General features: G+C 63.7%; 18 protein-coding genes. 10 read left to right on the top strand and 8 right to left on the bottom strand.

Going from position 1 to position 17,566, the window contains the following annotated elements; translation table 11 throughout:
* Window positions 1-22 precede the first annotated feature (22 nt).
* Together RA26_RS08815 and RA26_RS08810 are read left to right on the top strand one after the other, a co-directional pair.
* Window positions 23-865 (top strand): ferritin-like domain-containing protein, encoded by an 843-nt coding sequence (locus RA26_RS08815; protein ID WP_039182757.1) that lies wholly within the window; start codon window positions 23-25, stop codon window positions 863-865.
* A 95-nt stretch (window positions 866-960) separates the two neighbouring features.
* On the top strand, window positions 961-1,470 hold the full coding sequence (locus RA26_RS08810) for a ribosome modulation factor (protein WP_039182753.1): 510 nt from the start codon (window positions 961-963) through the stop codon (window positions 1,468-1,470).
* 65 nt (window positions 1,471-1,535) lie between these two features.
* Here the strand turns inward: RA26_RS08810 and RA26_RS08805 are convergent, their stop codons facing one another.
* A complete protein-coding gene (locus RA26_RS08805; protein WP_152612578.1) occupies window positions 1,536-2,510 on the bottom strand; it encodes an imm11 family protein in 975 nt (324 codons plus the stop codon).
* A gap of 96 nt (window positions 2,511-2,606) precedes the next feature.
* Here RA26_RS08805 and RA26_RS08800 point away from each other — a divergent pair, with 96 nt between their 5' ends.
* Together RA26_RS08800 and RA26_RS08795 are read left to right on the top strand one after the other, a co-directional pair.
* Window positions 2,607-3,938, top strand: coding sequence for a M23 family metallopeptidase (locus RA26_RS08800; RefSeq protein WP_039182748.1), 1,332 nt, complete (start codon window positions 2,607-2,609; stop codon window positions 3,936-3,938).
* Window positions 3,928-4,479: a bactofilin family protein gene (locus RA26_RS08795; RefSeq protein WP_039182745.1), complete on the top strand. Its 552-nt coding sequence runs from the start codon at window positions 3,928-3,930 to the stop codon at window positions 4,477-4,479. The genes RA26_RS08800 and RA26_RS08795 overlap by 11 nt, the downstream gene beginning before the upstream one ends.
* Window positions 4,480-4,591: 112 nt before the next feature.
* Here RA26_RS08795 and RA26_RS08790 read toward each other — a convergent pair whose 3' ends face one another.
* The 3 genes from RA26_RS08790 to RA26_RS08780 all read right to left on the bottom strand — a co-directional run bounded on the left by RA26_RS08790 (window position 4,592) and on the right by RA26_RS08780 (window position 6,754).
* Complete coding sequence (locus RA26_RS08790; protein ID WP_241482613.1) at window positions 4,592-5,530, bottom strand: DUF3179 domain-containing protein; 939 nt, start codon at window positions 5,528-5,530, stop codon at window positions 4,592-4,594.
* Window positions 5,531-5,706: 176 nt separating this feature from the next.
* Window positions 5,707-6,255: a peptidylprolyl isomerase gene (locus tag RA26_RS08785; protein WP_039182740.1), complete on the bottom strand. Its 549-nt coding sequence runs from the start codon at window positions 6,253-6,255 to the stop codon at window positions 5,707-5,709.
* Entirely contained in the window at window positions 6,248-6,754 is a 507-nt protein-coding gene (locus RA26_RS08780) for a peptidylprolyl isomerase (protein WP_039123978.1), read from the bottom strand. Before RA26_RS08780 ends, RA26_RS08785 begins: the two co-directional genes overlap by 8 nt.
* Before the next feature lie 139 nt (window positions 6,755-6,893).
* Between RA26_RS08780 and RA26_RS08775 the strand changes: the two genes are divergently transcribed.
* Both RA26_RS08775 and RA26_RS08770 read left to right on the top strand, forming a co-directional pair.
* Complete coding sequence (locus RA26_RS08775) at window positions 6,894-8,084, top strand: phosphoglycerate kinase (RefSeq protein ID WP_039182738.1); 1,191 nt, start codon at window positions 6,894-6,896, stop codon at window positions 8,082-8,084.
* A gap of 189 nt (window positions 8,085-8,273) precedes the next feature.
* Entirely contained in the window at window positions 8,274-8,573 is a 300-nt protein-coding gene (locus tag RA26_RS08770; protein WP_039182735.1) for an FtsB family cell division protein, read from the top strand.
* Between the two features lie 51 nt (window positions 8,574-8,624).
* Here the strand turns inward: RA26_RS08770 and RA26_RS08765 are convergent, their stop codons facing one another.
* Window positions 8,625-9,380 (bottom strand): SDR family oxidoreductase, encoded by a 756-nt coding sequence (locus RA26_RS08765; RefSeq protein ID WP_039183412.1) that lies wholly within the window; start codon window positions 9,378-9,380, stop codon window positions 8,625-8,627.
* A gap of 302 nt (window positions 9,381-9,682) precedes the next feature.
* Here RA26_RS08765 and pdhA point away from each other — a divergent pair, with 302 nt between their 5' ends.
* The 3 genes from pdhA to RA26_RS08745 all read left to right on the top strand — a co-directional run bounded on the left by pdhA (window position 9,683) and on the right by RA26_RS08745 (window position 13,673).
* Window positions 9,683-10,672 (top strand): pyruvate dehydrogenase (acetyl-transferring) E1 component subunit alpha, encoded by a 990-nt coding sequence (pdhA, locus tag RA26_RS08760; protein ID WP_039146169.1) that lies wholly within the window; start codon window positions 9,683-9,685, stop codon window positions 10,670-10,672.
* 16 nt (window positions 10,673-10,688) lie between these two features.
* Entirely contained in the window at window positions 10,689-12,062 is a 1,374-nt protein-coding gene (locus RA26_RS08755; RefSeq protein ID WP_039182733.1) for a pyruvate dehydrogenase complex E1 component subunit beta, read from the top strand.
* 291 nt (window positions 12,063-12,353) lie between these two features.
* Window positions 12,354-13,673, top strand: coding sequence for a pyruvate dehydrogenase complex dihydrolipoamide acetyltransferase (locus tag RA26_RS08745; protein WP_039182728.1), 1,320 nt, complete (start codon window positions 12,354-12,356; stop codon window positions 13,671-13,673).
* A gap of 110 nt (window positions 13,674-13,783) precedes the next feature.
* Here RA26_RS08745 and RA26_RS08740 read toward each other — a convergent pair whose 3' ends face one another.
* The 3 genes from RA26_RS08740 to cysE form a co-directional block, all read right to left on the bottom strand.
* Window positions 13,784-14,626 carry a DUF2189 domain-containing protein gene (locus RA26_RS08740; RefSeq protein ID WP_039182726.1) on the bottom strand — a complete coding sequence of 281 codons (843 nt, stop codon included), beginning with the start codon at window positions 14,624-14,626 and terminating at the stop codon, window positions 13,784-13,786.
* Between the two features lie 291 nt (window positions 14,627-14,917).
* Window positions 14,918-15,982, bottom strand: coding sequence for a cysteine synthase A (cysK, locus tag RA26_RS08735; protein WP_039182725.1), 1,065 nt, complete (start codon window positions 15,980-15,982; stop codon window positions 14,918-14,920).
* A gap of 299 nt (window positions 15,983-16,281) precedes the next feature.
* Complete coding sequence (gene cysE / locus RA26_RS08730; RefSeq protein ID WP_039182723.1) at window positions 16,282-17,103, bottom strand: serine O-acetyltransferase; 822 nt, start codon at window positions 17,101-17,103, stop codon at window positions 16,282-16,284.
* An 84-nt stretch (window positions 17,104-17,187) separates the two neighbouring features.
* Here cysE and RA26_RS08725 point away from each other — a divergent pair, with 84 nt between their 5' ends.
* Window positions 17,188-17,526, top strand: a complete 339-nt coding sequence (locus RA26_RS08725) for a TraR/DksA family transcriptional regulator (RefSeq protein WP_039183408.1) — start codon at window positions 17,188-17,190, stop codon at window positions 17,524-17,526.
* Window positions 17,527-17,566: the final 40 nt, after the last annotated feature.

The following is a 17,566-nucleotide window of genomic DNA, read 5'->3' as shown; positions in this document are numbered from 1 at the left end:
ACCGCAGAAACAGGAGAGACGCATGACTGATCAGCCCCTTTCGCTCGCCGAACGCGCCGCAGAAGTGCTGACCACGGCGGACGGGCGCGCCAAAACCGCCCTGTCGCGCTGCCATGCCGCCGAATGGTTCGCCAGCCGCACCGGCGATGCGCCGCAAATCCCGATCGGCACCGCCCGTCCGCCGATGCACCCGGCCCGCCCGGACAGCCCCGAACTCCTGAACCCGCGCGATGTGCCCAAGCGCAAGCCGGGATCCGAAGCGGGCCGCATCGCGCTGCTGCACGCGGTGGCCCATATCGAACTGAATGCCGTCGACCTGCACTGGGACATCATCGCCCGCTTCTCGCATGTGCCAATGCCGCTGGGGTTCTTCGACGACTGGGTCAAGGCCGCGGATGAGGAATCCAAGCATTTCAACCTGATGTGCGACTGCCTTGAAGTCTTGAACAGCCACTACGGCGCCCTGCCCGCACATGCTGGCATGTGGCGCGCGGCTGAGGATACCGCAGAGGATCTGATGGGCCGCCTCGCCGTGGTGCCGATGGTTCTGGAGGCCCGCGGCCTAGACGTGACCCCCGGCATGATCGGTATTTTCCGCAAGGCAAACCTCTCTCAGGCAGTGGAGGCGCTGGAGCTGATCTATGCCGAGGAAGTCAGCCACGTCGCTTATGGATCCAAATGGTTCAACTTCCTGTGCGGGCGGGACAATCTGGACCCCAAGGAGGAATTCCACGCGCTGGTGCGCAAGTATTTCCGCGGTGCGCTGAAACCGCCCTTCAACGAGGAAAAACGCGCCGATGCCGGGCTGCCGCCGGATTTCTACTGGCCGCTGGCTGACCAGGTGAAACCGCTGCCCGGCTGGTAACCCTGACTGGCAGACAGGAATGACAGCCAGGCGCCGGCCTTTACCTGACGGCCGCACAGGCGTAGACTGTGCGCCCCGGCAATCCGGCTGAACCTATGTTCCAAAACGACTTTCCATTGCTGAGCACCGCCAGCCTTGTTGCATTGATCATGCACAAGGCCAGCTCGGGGCCGGTCACGCTGGAAAGCTGCGAAACCGCCCTTGACGCTCTGTTCCGGCAAGCGAACGAAACCCCGGGCCTGCCGCCGGCAGAGCGGCGCGACCGGCTTGCGGGCCATCTGGCGGATCTGCAGACGGCCTGCATTCTGGAACCTTTGGGAGCAGGCATCTGGCAGCTGACCCGTCGCGGCCGACGGGCGCTGGAGCAGCACCCTGAAGGCCTCGACCAGACCGACCTCGCCCGTTACCCGGAATTTGCCGAACACCTTCGCCGCAACGCGCACAAGCCCTGCGGAATGGACCCGCGCGGCGCCCATTTCGACGAGGGGTTCCGCGCGGGCATGACGGGCCAGCCGATCACCGCCAACCCTTACGCCTTCGACAACGCCGACCATCAGGCCTGGGAAAGCGGCTGGAGCGAAGCGCAGGAAGACCGCCAAGGCTGACCGCCCCGTTTCGGCACGGTGCATCACCCGCCGGCGGAATGGCAGAGATTGGCTCTGGCAGCGCCTCAGCCATCCATATCCACCCAGATATGGGCAACCGTCTCTGCCGGTGTTCCGTCCGGCTGCTTGTCCCGCCCATTGTACTTGGTGAATTCCCCAAATCCCCGCAGCTTTGCCTCCCGGATGTGACCGAAAGCCTCCTGCGAGAAGAAGATTGGCAGCCCGCCGCTGGACTTGTGGCACCAGACCGGAAGATGTGACAGGAACCGCGCCCGCCCCAGCGAGTCGAACATTTCTTTCTGAAACGACGGCGTCGCGTCCCCGCGCAACTGGCTGTACTGTTTGTCCCCATCCAGCAGAAACACCGTGCGGCCGCAGACAAAATGGAAATAGTCCTGGCTCGAAATGCGCTGCCCCTTGGCATTGTACATCATGCAGGGGATGAACTGATGCGCGCCCTCCGGGTCCGCCGCCTGGATCGCCATTTTGAACGAAGCACTGATCACCGGATCGCCTGAAATTGACAAGCAGTCCGGAAGAAACTCAGGCACGCTGTTCCGCGCAAGCCGGACATTTCCAAACAGCTCCTGACAACCGCTCATGTCCGATGGGCGGTAAACCATCGCCTTCTCAGGTGTCCCCGGCAGCTCCAAAAGATGTGCATCAGTTCTGAAGCCCGCGCGCTTTCGGCTGTAGCTGAAAACATGCGGTTCAAAAGCCACCGGAAAGTCCCGAGCGTCCCCCAGATCCGGCTGAAACATGAAAATCGTCCGGCAGTTTTCCGGTTTCTGCATCTGCTCTTTGACGGAAGGAAGGGACGGCATTGGAAGTTCTTTCTTGGAAATACCATGACTTGCTATCAACCACGTCCTGGCTGCACAACTCTCCTGCCTTCTGCCCGTCTGGCCCCGGCCGGTTGCGCAAGCCTCAGCCCCAGGAGCTTGGCCGCAGAAACCGACGCGTGCCCCTCGGCAATTTCCCGCCGATCCCCTGCCCCTGACCGCTGCGGCCCGCCGCAATGGGTCAACAGGCTTGCCCAAATGGCCAGCCCTGTCTATTGACTTCGGCCAAGGTCCCGGACGCTCCCGGCAGCGGCGCACCCCGGACCGGACGACGGGACAGACAGGGAAGTCACATTGCGCACACGGCTCGCGATCAGAATTCACAGCTTTCTCGAACGCCGCTTCCCGGAGCGGCGGGTGTTCCTCAAGTCCGACACCGACACCAGGTTCATCCGTCTGCGCTCCGAAACACAGCTGGTGGCTGTGGGCGGTGTTACCCTGTTTGTGGCCTGGTCGATCGTCGCCACCGCCATCGTTCTGATGGACAGCATCGGCTCCGGCAACTTCCGCGAGCTGGCCAAGCGCGACCAGCAGACCTACCGCGCCCGCCTGAATTCCATTTCCGATGAACGCGACGCCCGCGCCGAAGAGGCCCTGGCCGCGCAGGAGCGCTTCAACGCCGCGCTGGCACAGATCTCTGTCATGCAGTCGGAACTGCTGGCATCCGAGACCCGCCGCCGCGAACTGGAAACCGGCATCGAGGTGATCCAGTCGACCCTGCGCGACACCATGACCCAGCGCGACGGCGCCCGCAGGGAACTGGCGCAGCTGAAGGAAGAATCCGAGGGCGGTGCCAGCCCCCATGCCGTGATGGCCAGCGCCGAGGCGCAGATGGGCCTGCTCGCGGATGTGCTGGCTGACACCGCGACCGAACGCGACCAGATCCTGGCCGACGCCCGCGGCGCGCTGGAGCAGCGCGACGAGCTGGAGCTGGAACTGCAGCTGATGAATGAGCGCAACAGCCAGATCTTCCGCCAATTGGAAGAGGCGGTTGCGGTCTCCGTCACCCCGCTCGACAAGATGTTCCGCAACGCCGGCATGCCGCCCGACCGCATTCTTGAGCAGGTGCGCCGCGGCTACAGCGGCCAGGGCGGCCCGCTGGAGCCGCTGGCAATGTCCACCCGCGGCGAGGAACCCAGCCCCGAAGCGCTGCGCGCCAATGCGATCCTGGCCAAGCTCGACCAGCTGAACCTCTACCGGCTGGCCGCCCAGCAGGCGCCCTTTGCAACGCCGGTGAACCTCGGCCACGTGCGCCAGACCTCCGGCTTCGGCTACCGCCGCGACCCGAAAACAGGCGGCCGCCGCCTGCACAAAGGCTCCGATTTCGCCGGCAGCACCGGCACCGATATCTTTGCCACCGCCGACGGCGTTGTCACCCATGCCGGCTGGCAATCCGGCTACGGCAAGATGGTCACCATCCGCCATGCTTTCGGCATCGAAACCAGATATGCCCATAACTCCAGGATCCGCGTGACAAAGGGCCAAAGGGTCTCGCGCGGGGATCACATTGCTGATATGGGTAACACCGGACGGTCCACCGGGACCCACCTCCACTACGAGGTCAGGGTCAACGGGCAAGCTGTTAACCCCATGATCTACATCAAGGCTGCGAGAAATGTTTTCTAAGAGCAAAATCAACGAGCCCGGGCCGAAGCAGGCCGAAGCAACCCCGGCACCCGCGGCAGCACCGGCAGCTGCGCCGGCGGCCAGCGACTACTCTTCCAGCATGCCCAAGGCCAAGCCCGCCGCATCGCTGCTGAGCTCGGACCTGCACATCACCGGCAACGTCAAGACCACCGGCGACATCCAGGTCGAAGGCACCGTCGAGGGCGACATCCGTGCGCATCTGCTGACCGTTGGCGAAACCGCCACCATCAAGGGTGAAATCACCGCTGATGACGTGGTCATCAATGGCCGCATCGTCGGCCGTGTGCGCGGCCTCAAAGTGCGCCTGACCTCCACCGCGCGGGTTGAGGGCGACATCATCCACAAGACCATCGCAATCGAAAGCGGCGCCCATTTCGAAGGCTCCGTGCAGCGCCAGGACGACCCGCTGAACCCGGGCGGCCGCAAGTCCGCTCCGGCCGCTGCTGCCGCACCGGCCGCCGCACCGGCACCGTCCGCTGCCGTTCAGGCCGCCACCGCGGCCCGCAAAACCGAAAGCTGAGCCGCCGTCACGGCAGGTACTCAGCACCGCCGGGTCTGACAGGGACCGCACAGGCGCCGCAGGAGTTTTCCTGCGGCGTTTTCTTTTGCGGCCGCGCAGCTGCCTTTACCGTTCACTTCAGCATCCAGCGCCCGTCCGGCCAGAAGGCGTGGAAGGCAAAGGCGAACATCACGTCATGGGCTATGTTCCGCCCCTGCGCGTCGCGCACCCGGACAGATCCGATGTCGCGCCCCTGCGCCAGCCGCCCGGTGTCCAGAGCAGAGGCCTGCCCTGCCCGCCAGCTCAGCACCAGCCCGGCCTCACGGATCTCTCCCTCCTGCGCCAGCCGTTCCATCGGCCAGGCCCGGCTTCCAACCCTTACCACCCGCGCCATCGGTGCCATCCCGTGCGGCGGCGGGCTGCCATCGTAAAGAAACGGCCACTTCGCAGTGTCGTAGCCGCGGTAGGGGTTGCGCCCGTAATCGCGGTTCCAGCCCGGCTCTGCCATCACCAGCCCATCCGGATTGCGTTCGGTGAACTCCTGCCAGCTTTCGACCCAGCTCGGCAGGGTCTTCAGCTGTACGCCGGTCATACGTCCCACGATGCTCGTTCCGGTGGCCTGCTGCCACCAGCTCTGGCTCTCACGGTCATACATCACCATGTCGGAAAACCGCAGCTTGCCGCTGACGCCGAAACTCAGGGTCCCCGCCGCGGTGCGCCGGTCGAACGTCACCGCAGAATTGCACAAGGGGCAATAGGTCACCGCAACCGGTATCCCGGCCACAACATCGTTCACGATCTCATGCCAGGTCAGGTAGCGCAGCGGATAGGCCCGCGGCTTGGCGCCGTCCATCTCCAGCGTGATCACCGGCTCGCGCGGCTTCAGCCGCCGCGCCTTGGCAGTTGCCACGAACTGCGGCTTGTCCAGCGCCGGGATCGCGTCCTTGCCCACCCCGCCAGAGCGGATCTGGCGCCACTCCGGCACATTGGTGCGGCTGAAATCGGTCTGCGGCCACTCCCGCTTCCAGACATTCGGATCGGCGGCAGCACCCGGCGGCAGCAGCAGCGCCATACACAACAATAAACTTCGGAACATGGCCAGCACCTCCCGGCCTCATTAGAGAGCGGTAAAATGGCCGGGAACAGGGGCAAGCACGGGCTTGTGACCGCCTGTCAGTGCTGGACGCAAAAAAGCCCGCCCCCGGAACGCCGGGCGCGGGCCAATTGGTTTATTGAAACAGGACCGAATTACTCGGTCACGGTCACCTTGGTCATCGCATCCGGCTGGCCGATCACAGAACCGTTGTTGCCGGCGCCGCGCTTGATCGCGTCGACCACATCCATGCCCTCGGTGACCTTGCCGACAACCGTGTACTGGCCGTTCAGGAAATGGCCCGCATCGAACATGATGAAGAACTGCGAGTTGGCGCTGTTCGGGCTTTGCGAACGGGCCATGCCAACGACGCCGCGGTCAAACGCCAGGTCGGAGAACTCGGCCGGCAGGTCTGGGCGGCTGGAACCGCCGCGCCCGGCATAGCTCATGTCGCCACCGATGCGGCCGAATTCCACGTCCCCCGTCTGCGCCATGAAGCCCTCGATCACACGGTGGAACACCACACCATCGTATTTGCCTTCCGCCGCCAGTGCGGTGATCTGCTCCACGTGCTTAGGCGCCACGTCCTCAAAGAGGTCGATCTTGATGGTGCCGTTGGCTTCGCCTTCGACCTGAACCTCCAGGCCGGTGGCAAAGGCAGGCCCTGCCGCCAGCAGGGCCACCAGCGAAAGCGCCTTACGCATCCGCAGCAACCTTGACGGAGATCATCCGGTCCGGGTTCGCAGGCGGCTCGCCGCGGGTGATCGCGTCCACATGCTCCATGCCTTCGATGACACGGCCGTAAACGGTGTACTGGCCGTTCAGGAAGTGGTTGTCCTTGAAGTTTATGAAGAACTGCGAGTTGGCGCTGTCCGGGTTCGCAGACCGCGCAGCACCCAGGGTGCCGCGGTCGTGCGGCAGCTTGGAAAACTCGGCCGGCAGGTTCGGCAGGTCAGAGCCGCCGGTGCCCGCCATGCGGATGTTGAACCCGTCTTCCATGTCGCCATTGGCCACGTCGCCGGTCTGCGCCATGAAACCGTCGATCACCCGGTGGAAGCAGACGTTGTCATACTCACCTGCGCGGGCCAGTTCCTTCATGCGCTCGGAATGCTTTGGCGCCACGTCGGGCAGCAGCTCGATAACAACATTGCCGTCTTTCAGTTCGATGATGACGGTGTTTTCGGGATCTTTAATCTCGGCCATGTGGCCCTCCTGTCGTCGAAATTTGCAACGATAGTTAAGGGCAGCGCCCGGAAATGCCAAGGGAGCATTGACTGATGCGCAAAAACCCCCGAAACAGCCCGCGGATTTACCTGCACTTTCACCATAGGGAGCTCGGCAGATGGGCTGGAAAACACTCGACGACATGGATCTGAACGGCAAGCGCGTGCTGGTGCGCGTGGATATCAACGTGCCGATCGTCGACGGCGTGGTGACCGACTCCACCCGCATCCGCCGCATCGCCCCCACCGTGCGCGACATTCTGGCCGCCGGCGGCAAGCCGATCCTGCTCGCCCACTTCGGCCGCCCCGGCGGCGAGCGCCGCGAGAACCTGTCGCTGAACCAGCTGGTGCCGACACTGGAGCGTGCCTTTGAAACCAAGGTCCTGTTCGCCGCTGATTGCGTCGGCGCCGGGGCCGAAGCCGCCGCGGACGCCCTGCAGCCCGGCGAAGTCCTCCTCTTGGAAAACACCCGCTTCCACGCGGCTGAGACCAAAAACGATCCCGACCTAGCCGCCGGCATGGCCCGCCTGGGCGAGGTCTACTGCAACGATGCCTTCTCTGCCGCCCACCGCGCGCACTCCTCGACTGAGGCCATCGCCCGCCTGCTGCCCGCCTGTGCCGGCCGTCTGATGCAGGCAGAGCTGGAAGCGCTGGAAAGCGCCCTGGGCCAGCCCAAGCGCCCGGTCACTGCCGTGGTCGGCGGCGCCAAGGTCTCCACCAAGCTGGAACTGCTGGGCAACCTGATCGAGAAGGTCGACCACCTGGTGATCGGCGGCGGCATGGCCAACACCTTCCTGGTCGCCAAGGGCCTGCCGGTCGGCATTTCCCTGGCTGAACGCATCATGAAGGACACCGCCGCCGAAATCCTCGCCAAGGCCGAGGCCGCGGGCTGCGAGATCATCCTGCCCTCCGACATCGTGGTCGCCAAGAAGTTCGAATCCAACGCCCCGCATGACGTGCTGCCCGCCGACCAGTGCCCCGAGGACGGCATGATCCTGGACGCAGGCCCCGAAAGCGTCGCCCGCATCATCGAAGTCTTTGCCAACAGCAAGACCCTGATCTGGAACGGCCCGCTGGGCGCGTTTGAGCTGGAACCGTTCGACGCCGCCACCAACGCCGCAGCGCTGAAGGCCGCCGCGATGACCCGCTCCGGCCAGCTGATCTCGGTTGCGGGCGGAGGCGACACCGTGGCGGCGCTGAACGCCTCCGGCGCAGCCGGCGACTTCACCTACATCTCCACCGCCGGCGGCGCCTTCCTGGAGTGGATGGAAGGCAAGACCCTGCCCGGCGTCGCGGCGCTGGATCAGTAAGCCCAGAACCCTGTCTGCCACAGTGTCATGCCCCGGCCGCCGCGCCGGGGCATTGCGTTTCACCGATAAAAAACACCCCTGTGGACAGTTTTGGGATTCCCAAGACGATTCGCCTGTGGCATAGTCCTCTCAGACGCCGGCAAACGGCGCAAAATACAACATAAGCAGTAACATACAGGCACCTCCAAAGTGACCCGAAGCACACGGCCGTCCCTCGGCGCCATTGCCTTTTTTGCCATCGCATTCGCGCTCAGCGCGTATTTCACCTTTGCGGCGGTGCAGGGCGACTTCGGGTTGTTCAGACGGGTTGAGATCCAGGCCGAAGCAGAAGAACTTCAGCAGGATCTCAGCCGCCTCCAAGCACGGATCGGGGAAATGGAAAACCTGACCCGCCGCCTGTCCGACGACTACCTCGACCTTGACCTCCTCGACGAACAGGCACGCACGGTTCTCGGTCTCGTCCGCGCGGACGAGATCGTGATCCGCTGATCTGTCCTGCAACATTTGCCGCCGGCCGCACAGCGGCCGGCAGCAGGACGCTTACAGCAACCGGGCCGAAATACCCCCATCAACCGACACCGGCGCCCCGGTCATAAAGCTTGCCCTGTCCGACAGCAGGAACATGGCAGACTGGGCAATCTCCTTCGGCTCCGCCATCCGTTTGAGCGGATGCAGGCCCGCGATGAACTCATGCACTGCCGGATCATCGCCCGCCATATCCGTTTTGGTGCCTCCCGGCAGGATCGTATTCACCCGGACGCCCTCCGCCGCATGCTCTGAGGCCAGCGATTGGGTCAGCCCCAGCAGCCCGGCTTTCGACGCGGCATAGGCCGCCATGCCCGGCATGCCGCCATTGCTGACGCCGACAAAGGTCCCGGTAAAGACAATGGACCCGCCGCCCCGCCGCTGCAGCGCTGGAATCTGCGCCCGGGCTGACAGAAAAGCGCTGGTGAGGTTGGTCGTCAGGACAGATTGCCAATTGCCCGGCTCCATCTCCGCAATGGGGCCTATATCCCCCATCATGCCAGCATTGTTAAACGCGCCGTCCAGACCGCCAAAGCGTTCCTCCGCCAATTCAACAAGCGCCTTGGCATAGGCCGCGTCGCAAACATCCCCGGCCAGGAAAACTGCGCGCCCATTGCTTTGCTCAATCTGCCCGGTAATGGCGCGCAGCCGTTCCTCCCGGCGCGCACCCAGCACCACATTCGCCCCCTCAGCGGCAAACAGCAGCGCCGCGGCCGCGCCGATCCCGCTGCTGGCTCCGGTAATGATGATCGTCTTGTCTTTCAGTTCCATGGTCATGCCTTTCAGTTTTTGCACGCCATTCAGGAAAGGAGGAAAGACACGGCAGGGCGACCCGGATCTTGCGCTTGCCGCGCGGCCCAGTCCGTAACCGCAAGATCCGGGCCGGCGTGTGCCGCCAAACAGGTCCGCGCCGCTCCTGCGCCAGCCGCCAATTGTTGCATTTCTGCGCAGCCATCGGCGGATCTTTACCCTGGGTCCGGCCCGCGGCAGAATAGCACTATTCAGCCGGTCCAAAACCCGCTATGAATTTGTTTAACACTAAACTATCTAGCCTTCAGGGGGAGCTGACCACCATGGCCGCTAGAAAAAGCGCAAAGAAACCAAACGTTTCTGCCGAAGAACTGACGAAACACTACCGCGAGATGCTGCTGATCCGCCGATTCGAGGAAAAGTCGGGCCAGCTCTACGGCATGGGCCTGATCGGCGGCTTCTGCCACCTCTACATCGGCCAGGAAGCGGTTGTTGTGGGGCTTGAGGCCGCAGCCGAGGAAGGCGACAAACGCGTCACCTCCTACCGCGACCACGGCCACATGCTGGCCTGCGGCATGGACCCCGATGGCGTCATGGCCGAGCTCACGGGCCGCGAGGGCGGCTACTCCAAGGGCAAGGGCGGCTCCATGCATATGTTCTCCAAGGAGAAGCATTTCTACGGCGGCCACGGCATCGTCGGCGCCCAGGTGCCGATCGGCGCAGGCCTGGCCTTTGCCGACAAATACAAGGGCAACGGCCGCGTGACCTTCGCCTATTTCGGTGACGGCGCCGCCAACCAGGGCCAGGTCTACGAGACCTTCAACATGGCTGCCCTGTGGAAACTGCCGGTGGTCTTCGTGATCGAAAACAACCAGTACGCCATGGGCACCTCGCAGCAGCGCTCCACCTCCAGCGCCGAGATCTGGGAACGCGGCAAGGCGTTCGGCATCCCGGGCGAAGCGGTGGACGGCATGAACGTGCTGTCCGTCAAGGAAGCCGGCGAGCGTGCCGTGGCCCACTGCCGCAGCGGCGACGGCCCCTATATCCTTGAGGTGAAGACCTACCGCTACCGCGGCCACTCGATGTCGGACCCGGCCAAGTACCGCACCCGCGAAGAGGTCCAGAAAATGCGCGAGGAGCGCGACCCGATCGAGCAGGTCCGCGAGATGCTGCTGACCGGCAAGCACGCGACCGAGGAAGACCTCAAGGCGATCGACAAAGAGATCAAGGAGATCGTCAACAAATCCGCAGAATTCGCCAAGGAAAGCCCCGAGCCGGCCCTGGACGAACTCTGGACCGACATCTACGCCTGAGAGGGAAGAACAAGACATGGCAACTGAAATTCTGATGCCCGCCCTGTCGCCGACCATGGAGGAAGGCACCCTGGCCAAATGGCTGGTCAAGGAAGGCGATACCGTAAGCTCCGGCGACATTCTGGCCGAGATCGAAACCGACAAGGCGACGATGGAGTTCGAAGCGGTCGACGAAGGCACCGTCGGCAAGATCCTGATCGGCGAAGGCACCGAGGGCGTGAAAGTGAACACCCCTATCGCGGTCCTGCTGGAAGACGGCGAAAGCTACGACGCCTCCGCCGCCCCTGCCCCGGCTGCTGAAGCTCCGGCACCGGCAGCTGAGGCGCCCGCAGCCCCCGCTGCTGCCGCCGCCGCGCCCGCACCGGTCGAAAGCCGCGTTCTGGAACCGGACTACCCGGAAGGCACCGAAATGGTGCAGACCACCGTGCGCGAAGCCCTGCGCGACGCCATGGCCGAGGAAATGCGCCGCGACGAGGACGTGTTCCTGATGGGCGAGGAAGTCGCCGAGTATCAGGGCGCCTACAAGGTCTCCCAGGGCCTGCTGGATGAGTTCGGTGCCAAGCGCGTGATCGACACCCCGATCACCGAACACGGCTTTGCCGGCATCGCCACCGGCGCCGCCTTCGGCGGCCTGCGCCCGATTGTCGAGTTCATGACCTTCAACTTCGCCATGCAGGCGATTGACCACATCATCAACTCTGCCGCCAAGACGCTCTATATGTCCGGCGGCCAGATGGGCGCCCCGATGGTGTTCCGCGGCCCCAACGGCGCCGCCGCCCGCGTCGGTGCCCAGCATAGCCAGGACTACGCCGCCTGGTACATGCAGATCCCCGGCCTCAAGGTGGCGATGCCCTACTCCGCCGCCGACGCCAAAGGCCTGATGAAGACCGCGATCCGCGACAACAACCCGGTGATCTTCCTCGAGAACGAAATCCTCTACGGGCAAAGCTTTGAAGTGCCCAAGATGGACGATTTCACCGTGCCGTTTGGCAAGGCCCGTATCTGGCGCGAAGGTTCTGACGCCACCATCGTCTCCTTCGGCATCGGCATGAAGTACGCGCTGGAGGCAGCAGACAAGCTGGCCCAGGACGGTATCTCGGCTGAGGTCATCGACCTGCGGACGCTCCGGCCCATGGACCTGCCCACGGTGATCGAGTCGGTCAAGAAGACCAACCGCCTGGTCACCGTCGAGGAAGGCTGGCCGCAGGGCTCCGTCGGCAGCTACATCGCCTCCGAGGTGATGCAGCAGGCGTTCGACTATCTGGACGCGCCGGTTGTGACCTGCACCGGCAAGGACGTCCCGATGCCCTATGCCGCCAACCTGGAACGCCACGCGCTGATCACCACGGATGAGGTGGTCGAAGCGGTGAAGCAAGTGACCTACCGGTAAAACTTCATGGGCTTGTCATTGCTGAAAAACACAATTGAGGGCGCTGTTCTCGAGTTTACGGACCAAAACTTGGTCCGTCACTTGGCCTTTGTTCCGCGTGCCTTCTTCTGTGAGCAGATCAGCGATGAATGCAAGACACCTGAGGTGGACGCTTGGCTCAAAGCTCACCGTACTGAGGTGAGCTTTGCAGTCTTGAACTGCAATACCTTCAACGCGGTAGCGCCACCCTACGACGTTTTCCGAGCGCTAGGCTCTTTCACTTAAATTAACTCCTGCCGGGAGAACAAAATCATGCCCACCGAAATCCTGATGCCCGCGCTTTCTCCCACCATGGAGGAAGGCACCCTTGCCAAATGGCTGGTCAAGGAGGGCGACACCGTCTCCTCCGGCGACCTGATCGCCGAGATCGAAACCGACAAGGCCACCATGGAATTTGAAGCCGTGGACGAAGGCGTGGTCGGCAAGATCCTGATCGCCGAAGGCTCCGAGGGCGTGAAGGTCAACACTCCGATCGCGGTGCTGCTGGAAGACGGCGAAAGCGCCGATGACATCCAGTCCTCCGGCGGCGGCGCTGCTGCCCCGGCCAAGGAAGAAGCCCCTGCGGCGCAAGCTGAGGCCCCCGCAGCCGCGCCCAAGGAAGAGGCCAAAGCCGCGCCCGCCGCGCCGCAGGGCGCGGACGGCAACCGCATCTTCGCCTCCCCGCTGGCCCGCCGCATCGCTGCCGACAAGGGCCTGGACCTGAGCGCCATCAAGGGCACCGGCCCCAAGGGCCGCATCGTCAAGGCCGACGTCATGGACGCCAAGCCGCAGGCCGCAGCCGCCGCTGCCCCGGCAGCTTCCGCTCCGGCCGCCGCGCCTGCTGCTGCTGCTGCCCCTGCCGGCCCCTCCGCTGACATGGTTGCCCGCATGTACGAGGGCCGCGCCTTCGAAGAGGTCAAGCTGGACGGCATGCGCAAGACCATCGCCGCCCGCCTGACCGAGGCCAAGCAGACCATCCCGCACTTCTACCTGCGCCGCGACATCCAGCTGGATGCGCTGCTGGCGTTCCGCGCCCAGCTGAACAAGCAGCTCGAAGGCCGCGGTGTGAAGCTCTCGGTCAACGACTTCATCATCAAGGCAGTGGCGCTGGCACTGCAGGCGGTGCCGGACGCCAACGCGGTCTGGGCCGGCGACCGGGTGCTCAAGATGAAAGCCTCCGACGTGGCCGTTGCCGTCGCCATCGAGGGCGGGTTGTTCACCCCGGTCCTGCAGGACAGCGACACCAAATCCCTGTCGGCGCTTTCGGCAGAGATGAAAGACCTCGCCTCCCGCGCCCGCGAGCGCAAGCTGGCACCGCATGAATACCAGGGCGGCAGCTTTGCGATCTCCAACCTCGGCATGTTCGGCATCGACAACTTTGACGCCATCGTGAACCCGCCGCACGCGGGCATCCTGGCGGTCGGCTCCGGCGTCAAGAAACCGGTTGTCGGTTCGGACGGCGAGCTGAAGGTCGCCACCGTGATGAGCGTCACCATGTCGGTCGACCACCGCGTCATCGACGGCGCCCTCGGCGCGGACCTCTTGAAAGCGATCGTCGACAACCTGGAAAACCCGATGGTGATGCTGGCCTAATCCGCCACCGCCAGTGTAAACAGCAGAGCCCCGGCCAAAGCGCCGGGGCTTTTCATTTGCGTATTCTCCTCCCGCCAGATTGCCCGTTCAACACCCAGGCAGGCCACGGCTCAAGAGGAGGATGGCTGGACAGCCGCGTCCTCCGCCGGCGGCACCGCCCGCCGGTACAGATGCCACGTCGTGTGTCCCAGAACAGGCAGTGTGACAATCAGGCCCAGAAACGCCGGAACCAGCGACACCAGCATGGCGGCGGTGATGATCGCCGCCCAGCCCAGCATGATCACCGGATTTTCCGCAACCACGCGGATCGACGTCAGCATGGCCGTCACGAAATTGGTGTCCCGGTCCAGCAGCATGGGCATTGCAACAACAGTCACCGTGAACAGGACGGCCGACAGAAACGCGCCGGCACAGGTGCCAATCGCAAGAAAGGCCCAGCCCTGCGGCGTAAAGAAGACCGCGTGCAGGAACCCATCGAAATCCGAGAAGGACGCATTCTGCAGGGTGATCGCCAGCCAAAGCCGGACCTGATACATCCACACCCAGAAAATGAACAGCGTCACAAAGGCCATCCAGCCCATTTCACGGTTGCGCTGGCTGGCCATGACGCCGAGGATTTCGGACCAGCCGAAACTCTCGCCCGCCTGCATCCGCCGCGACATCTCATAAAGCCCGGCCGCAGCAAAAGGCGCCACCAGCGGAAAGCCAACGGCAGCGGGAATGATCATCCAGATCTTGCCCAGCCAGACCAGGCACCAGACAAACAGGATGCCGAAAACCGCATAGAACAGGCCGAAGAAGCCGCTCATGACAGGGCGTTCCAGAAAATCGGCAAACCCGGCCTTCAGCGACGCGCTGATATCACCTGCAGTCAGCCTATTGACCTCGGGAACGCTTGGCTGCCGCGGCTTCAGGTTTTCCGGTGACAGGGAACGGTCAGTATCGGATGTCATGGCACACTCCTTCCAAAGCAGGACCTTGGGCTGGCCCCCGTGCAAACGGGCCAGGCATTGAAACAGACATCCCTCCTGTAAAGGGAAGTGTGCATCAGCCCCGGCACAAGGGCAAGAGGCGAGCAAAGCGGCAAAGCCTGCACAGGGACCGCACTTGCAGGCAGCCCGCGTCATTCGGGCGCAAAACTCTCAATAAAAAAAGGGAGCGCGCCCGCCCCCTTTTCATCTTTCCCAAAATACTCATTTACGCAAAGGCCGCCACCAGCTCCGCGCCGGCGGCAGCCCACGGGCTCAGTACTGATACCCGGGGGTCGAGGCCGACAGCGCCTGCTCCGCCTCATCCATATCCGCCGGGATGTCCTCAAACAGCGGTGTCGACAGGTAGCGCTCGCCGGTATCCGGCAGCACCGCCAGCAGCACAGAACCCTCGGGCGCGGTCTCGGCCACCTTCATCGCCGCCGCCAGGCTGCCGCCGCTGGAAATTCCGGCGAGGATACCTTCCTCCGCCGCCAGCCGCTTCGACCACTTGATGCTCTCGTCACCGCTCACCGGCTCCAGCGCATCAAAGTAACCCTTGTCCAGTGCCTCCTGCAGCACCAGCGGGATGAAATCCGGGGTCCAGCCCTGAATGGGGTGCGGGTTGAAGGCCGGATGGGTCGCCGCAGGCTCGCCTTCGTCGTTGCGCGCCTGCGCCTCACCGGACTGCACCAGCGCCGCATTCGACGGCTCGCTGAGGGTGATCTTCAGATCAGGCCGCGCGCCTTTCAGCACCCGCCCAAGGCCCGACACCGTGCCGCCGGTGCCATAGCCCAGCACCACGTGGTCCAGCCGTTCGCCCTCAAAATCGCCCAGGATCTCCTGCGCCGTGGTGCTCTCGTGAATGTCGGCGTTGTCCTTGGTCTCAAACTGATGCGCCAGGAACCAGCCGTTGGCCTCCGCCAGCTCCTTGGCCTTCACAACCATGCCAACCGCCTTGTCCTCCTTGCGGGTCAGCACCACTTTGGCGCCCAGCATCCGCATCAGCCGCCGCCGCTCGACCGAGAACCCGTCGTGCATGGTGATCACCAGCGGATAGCCCTTGGCAGCGCAAACCATTGCTAGGCCGATCCCGGTATTGCCGCTGGTCGCCTCCACCACGGTCTGGCCCGGCTTCAGCCTGCCTTCGCGCTCAGCCGCCTCGATGATGTTCAGCGCCAGCCGGTCCTTCACCGATCCCGCCGGGTTGAACGCCTCGAACTTCACATAGATGGTGACATGCTCCGGCGCGATATTGTTCAGCCGGATCGCAGGCGTGTTGCCCACCGTTTCCAGGATCGAGCCAAACAGACGGCCGCGGCCTTCTGTTGTGTAAATCATGATCTGTCCCCCAAATCGAAACTGCGAAAATTAGAAGCTGTTGGTCAGGAATATGCGCCCCGCCGCCGCCGGGTTCAAGCCAGCCGGCACCCGCAGACTGCGATTAAGACCAGCCTCCGCTTGAACCCGGCATTTGCAGAACCGCAGGCCGGACGGTCTGCGCTCAGAAGATCAGCTGCCGCCTGCAACCCGTTCCCGCAAAACAAAATTCACCGCACAATCAAACATCAAAAAAGGGGCGGAACCCGCCCCTTCTTCTTTGCAAAAATACTCAATTTCCCAAGCCGCAGCCAGGCGCCTCACTCCGCTGAGGGAGATCCCGCCGGCACCACCTGGTCCATGTTGATCGACGGCTGGTCACAGCCTGCTTCGCCCACGATCTTGGCAGGCACGCCAGCAACCGTGGTGCAAGGCGGAACCTCCGACAGCACCACAGACCCGGCAGCAATGCGGCTGCAATGGCCAACCTTGATGTTGCCCAGGACCTTGGCGCCGGCGCCGATCAGCACACCGTCACCGATCTTGGGATGGCGGTCCTGCTCTTCCTTGCCGGTGCCGCCCAGGGTCACCGAATGCAGCATCGACACATTGTCGCCCACCACCGCGGTTTCGCCAATCACGATGGAATGGGCATGGTCGATCATGATCCCCTTGCCGATCCGGGCACCAGGGTGGATGTCGATCCCGAAAATCTCCGACGTGCGCATCTGGAAGAAATAGGCCAGATCCTTCTGCCCCTTGTCCCACAGGTAATGGCTGACCCGGTAGGCCTGCACCGCCTGGAACCCCTTGAAGTAGAGGATCGGCTGCAGCAGCCGGTGGCTCGCCGGGTCGCGCTCGTTGATCGCCATCAGGTCGGCGCGCGCGGCTTCCAGCAGTTCCGGGCAGGTTTCATAGGCCTCGTCAACGATCTCGCGCAGCACCATCATCGACATTTCGTTCGAGCAGAGCTTGGCGGCAATCCGGTACGACAGCGCCTTTTCCAGCGTCTTGTGGTGCAGGATACAGGCGTGAATCAGCCCGCCCATCAGCGGCTGGGCGGCAATGGCCTCCTCAGCTTCGCGGGTGATGCGGTCCCATACGGGATCCACCGGAGTAACGGCTTGCTGTGTTTTTGCCATGGGTCAAGGTCCTTTCTCCGCTCAGACTACCCATCTAAGGTGGTTTGCAGCAAACGCAAACCCGTGATGAGGCATATTTTCAAAATGAATGAGTCCGATCAGGCGGGGCTGAAGCAGCAGATCACCATCCGGCTTGCGGAACTGGCGGCAGAGGATGCCCGCGGTGCGGACGCCCAAGAGGTGGTTGAACTGGACCAGCAAATGGTCGGCCGCCTTTCGCGCATGGATGCTTTGCAGATGCAGGCAATGGCCAAGGCGCAAGGTGCCCGCCGCCAGCTGGAAACCCAGCGCCTGCAGGCTGCGCTGGCCCGCATGGACGAGGGCGAATACGGGTTTTGCGAGGACTGCGGAGAGGACATCGCCCTGAAGCGGCTGCAACTGGATCCGGCCGCGCTCATGTGCATTTCCTGTGCTTCGGGATAAACCCGCCTGGAGGTCTTTCGCTTCGGGCTGCGCCCGAAAC

Origin of the sequence: Leisingera sp. ANG-M7 (genome assembly GCF_000813965.1) — a bacterium.
Lineage (GTDB): Bacteria > Pseudomonadota > Alphaproteobacteria > Rhodobacterales > Rhodobacteraceae > Leisingera.
This window is presented reverse-complemented; position numbering and strand designations above follow the sequence as displayed.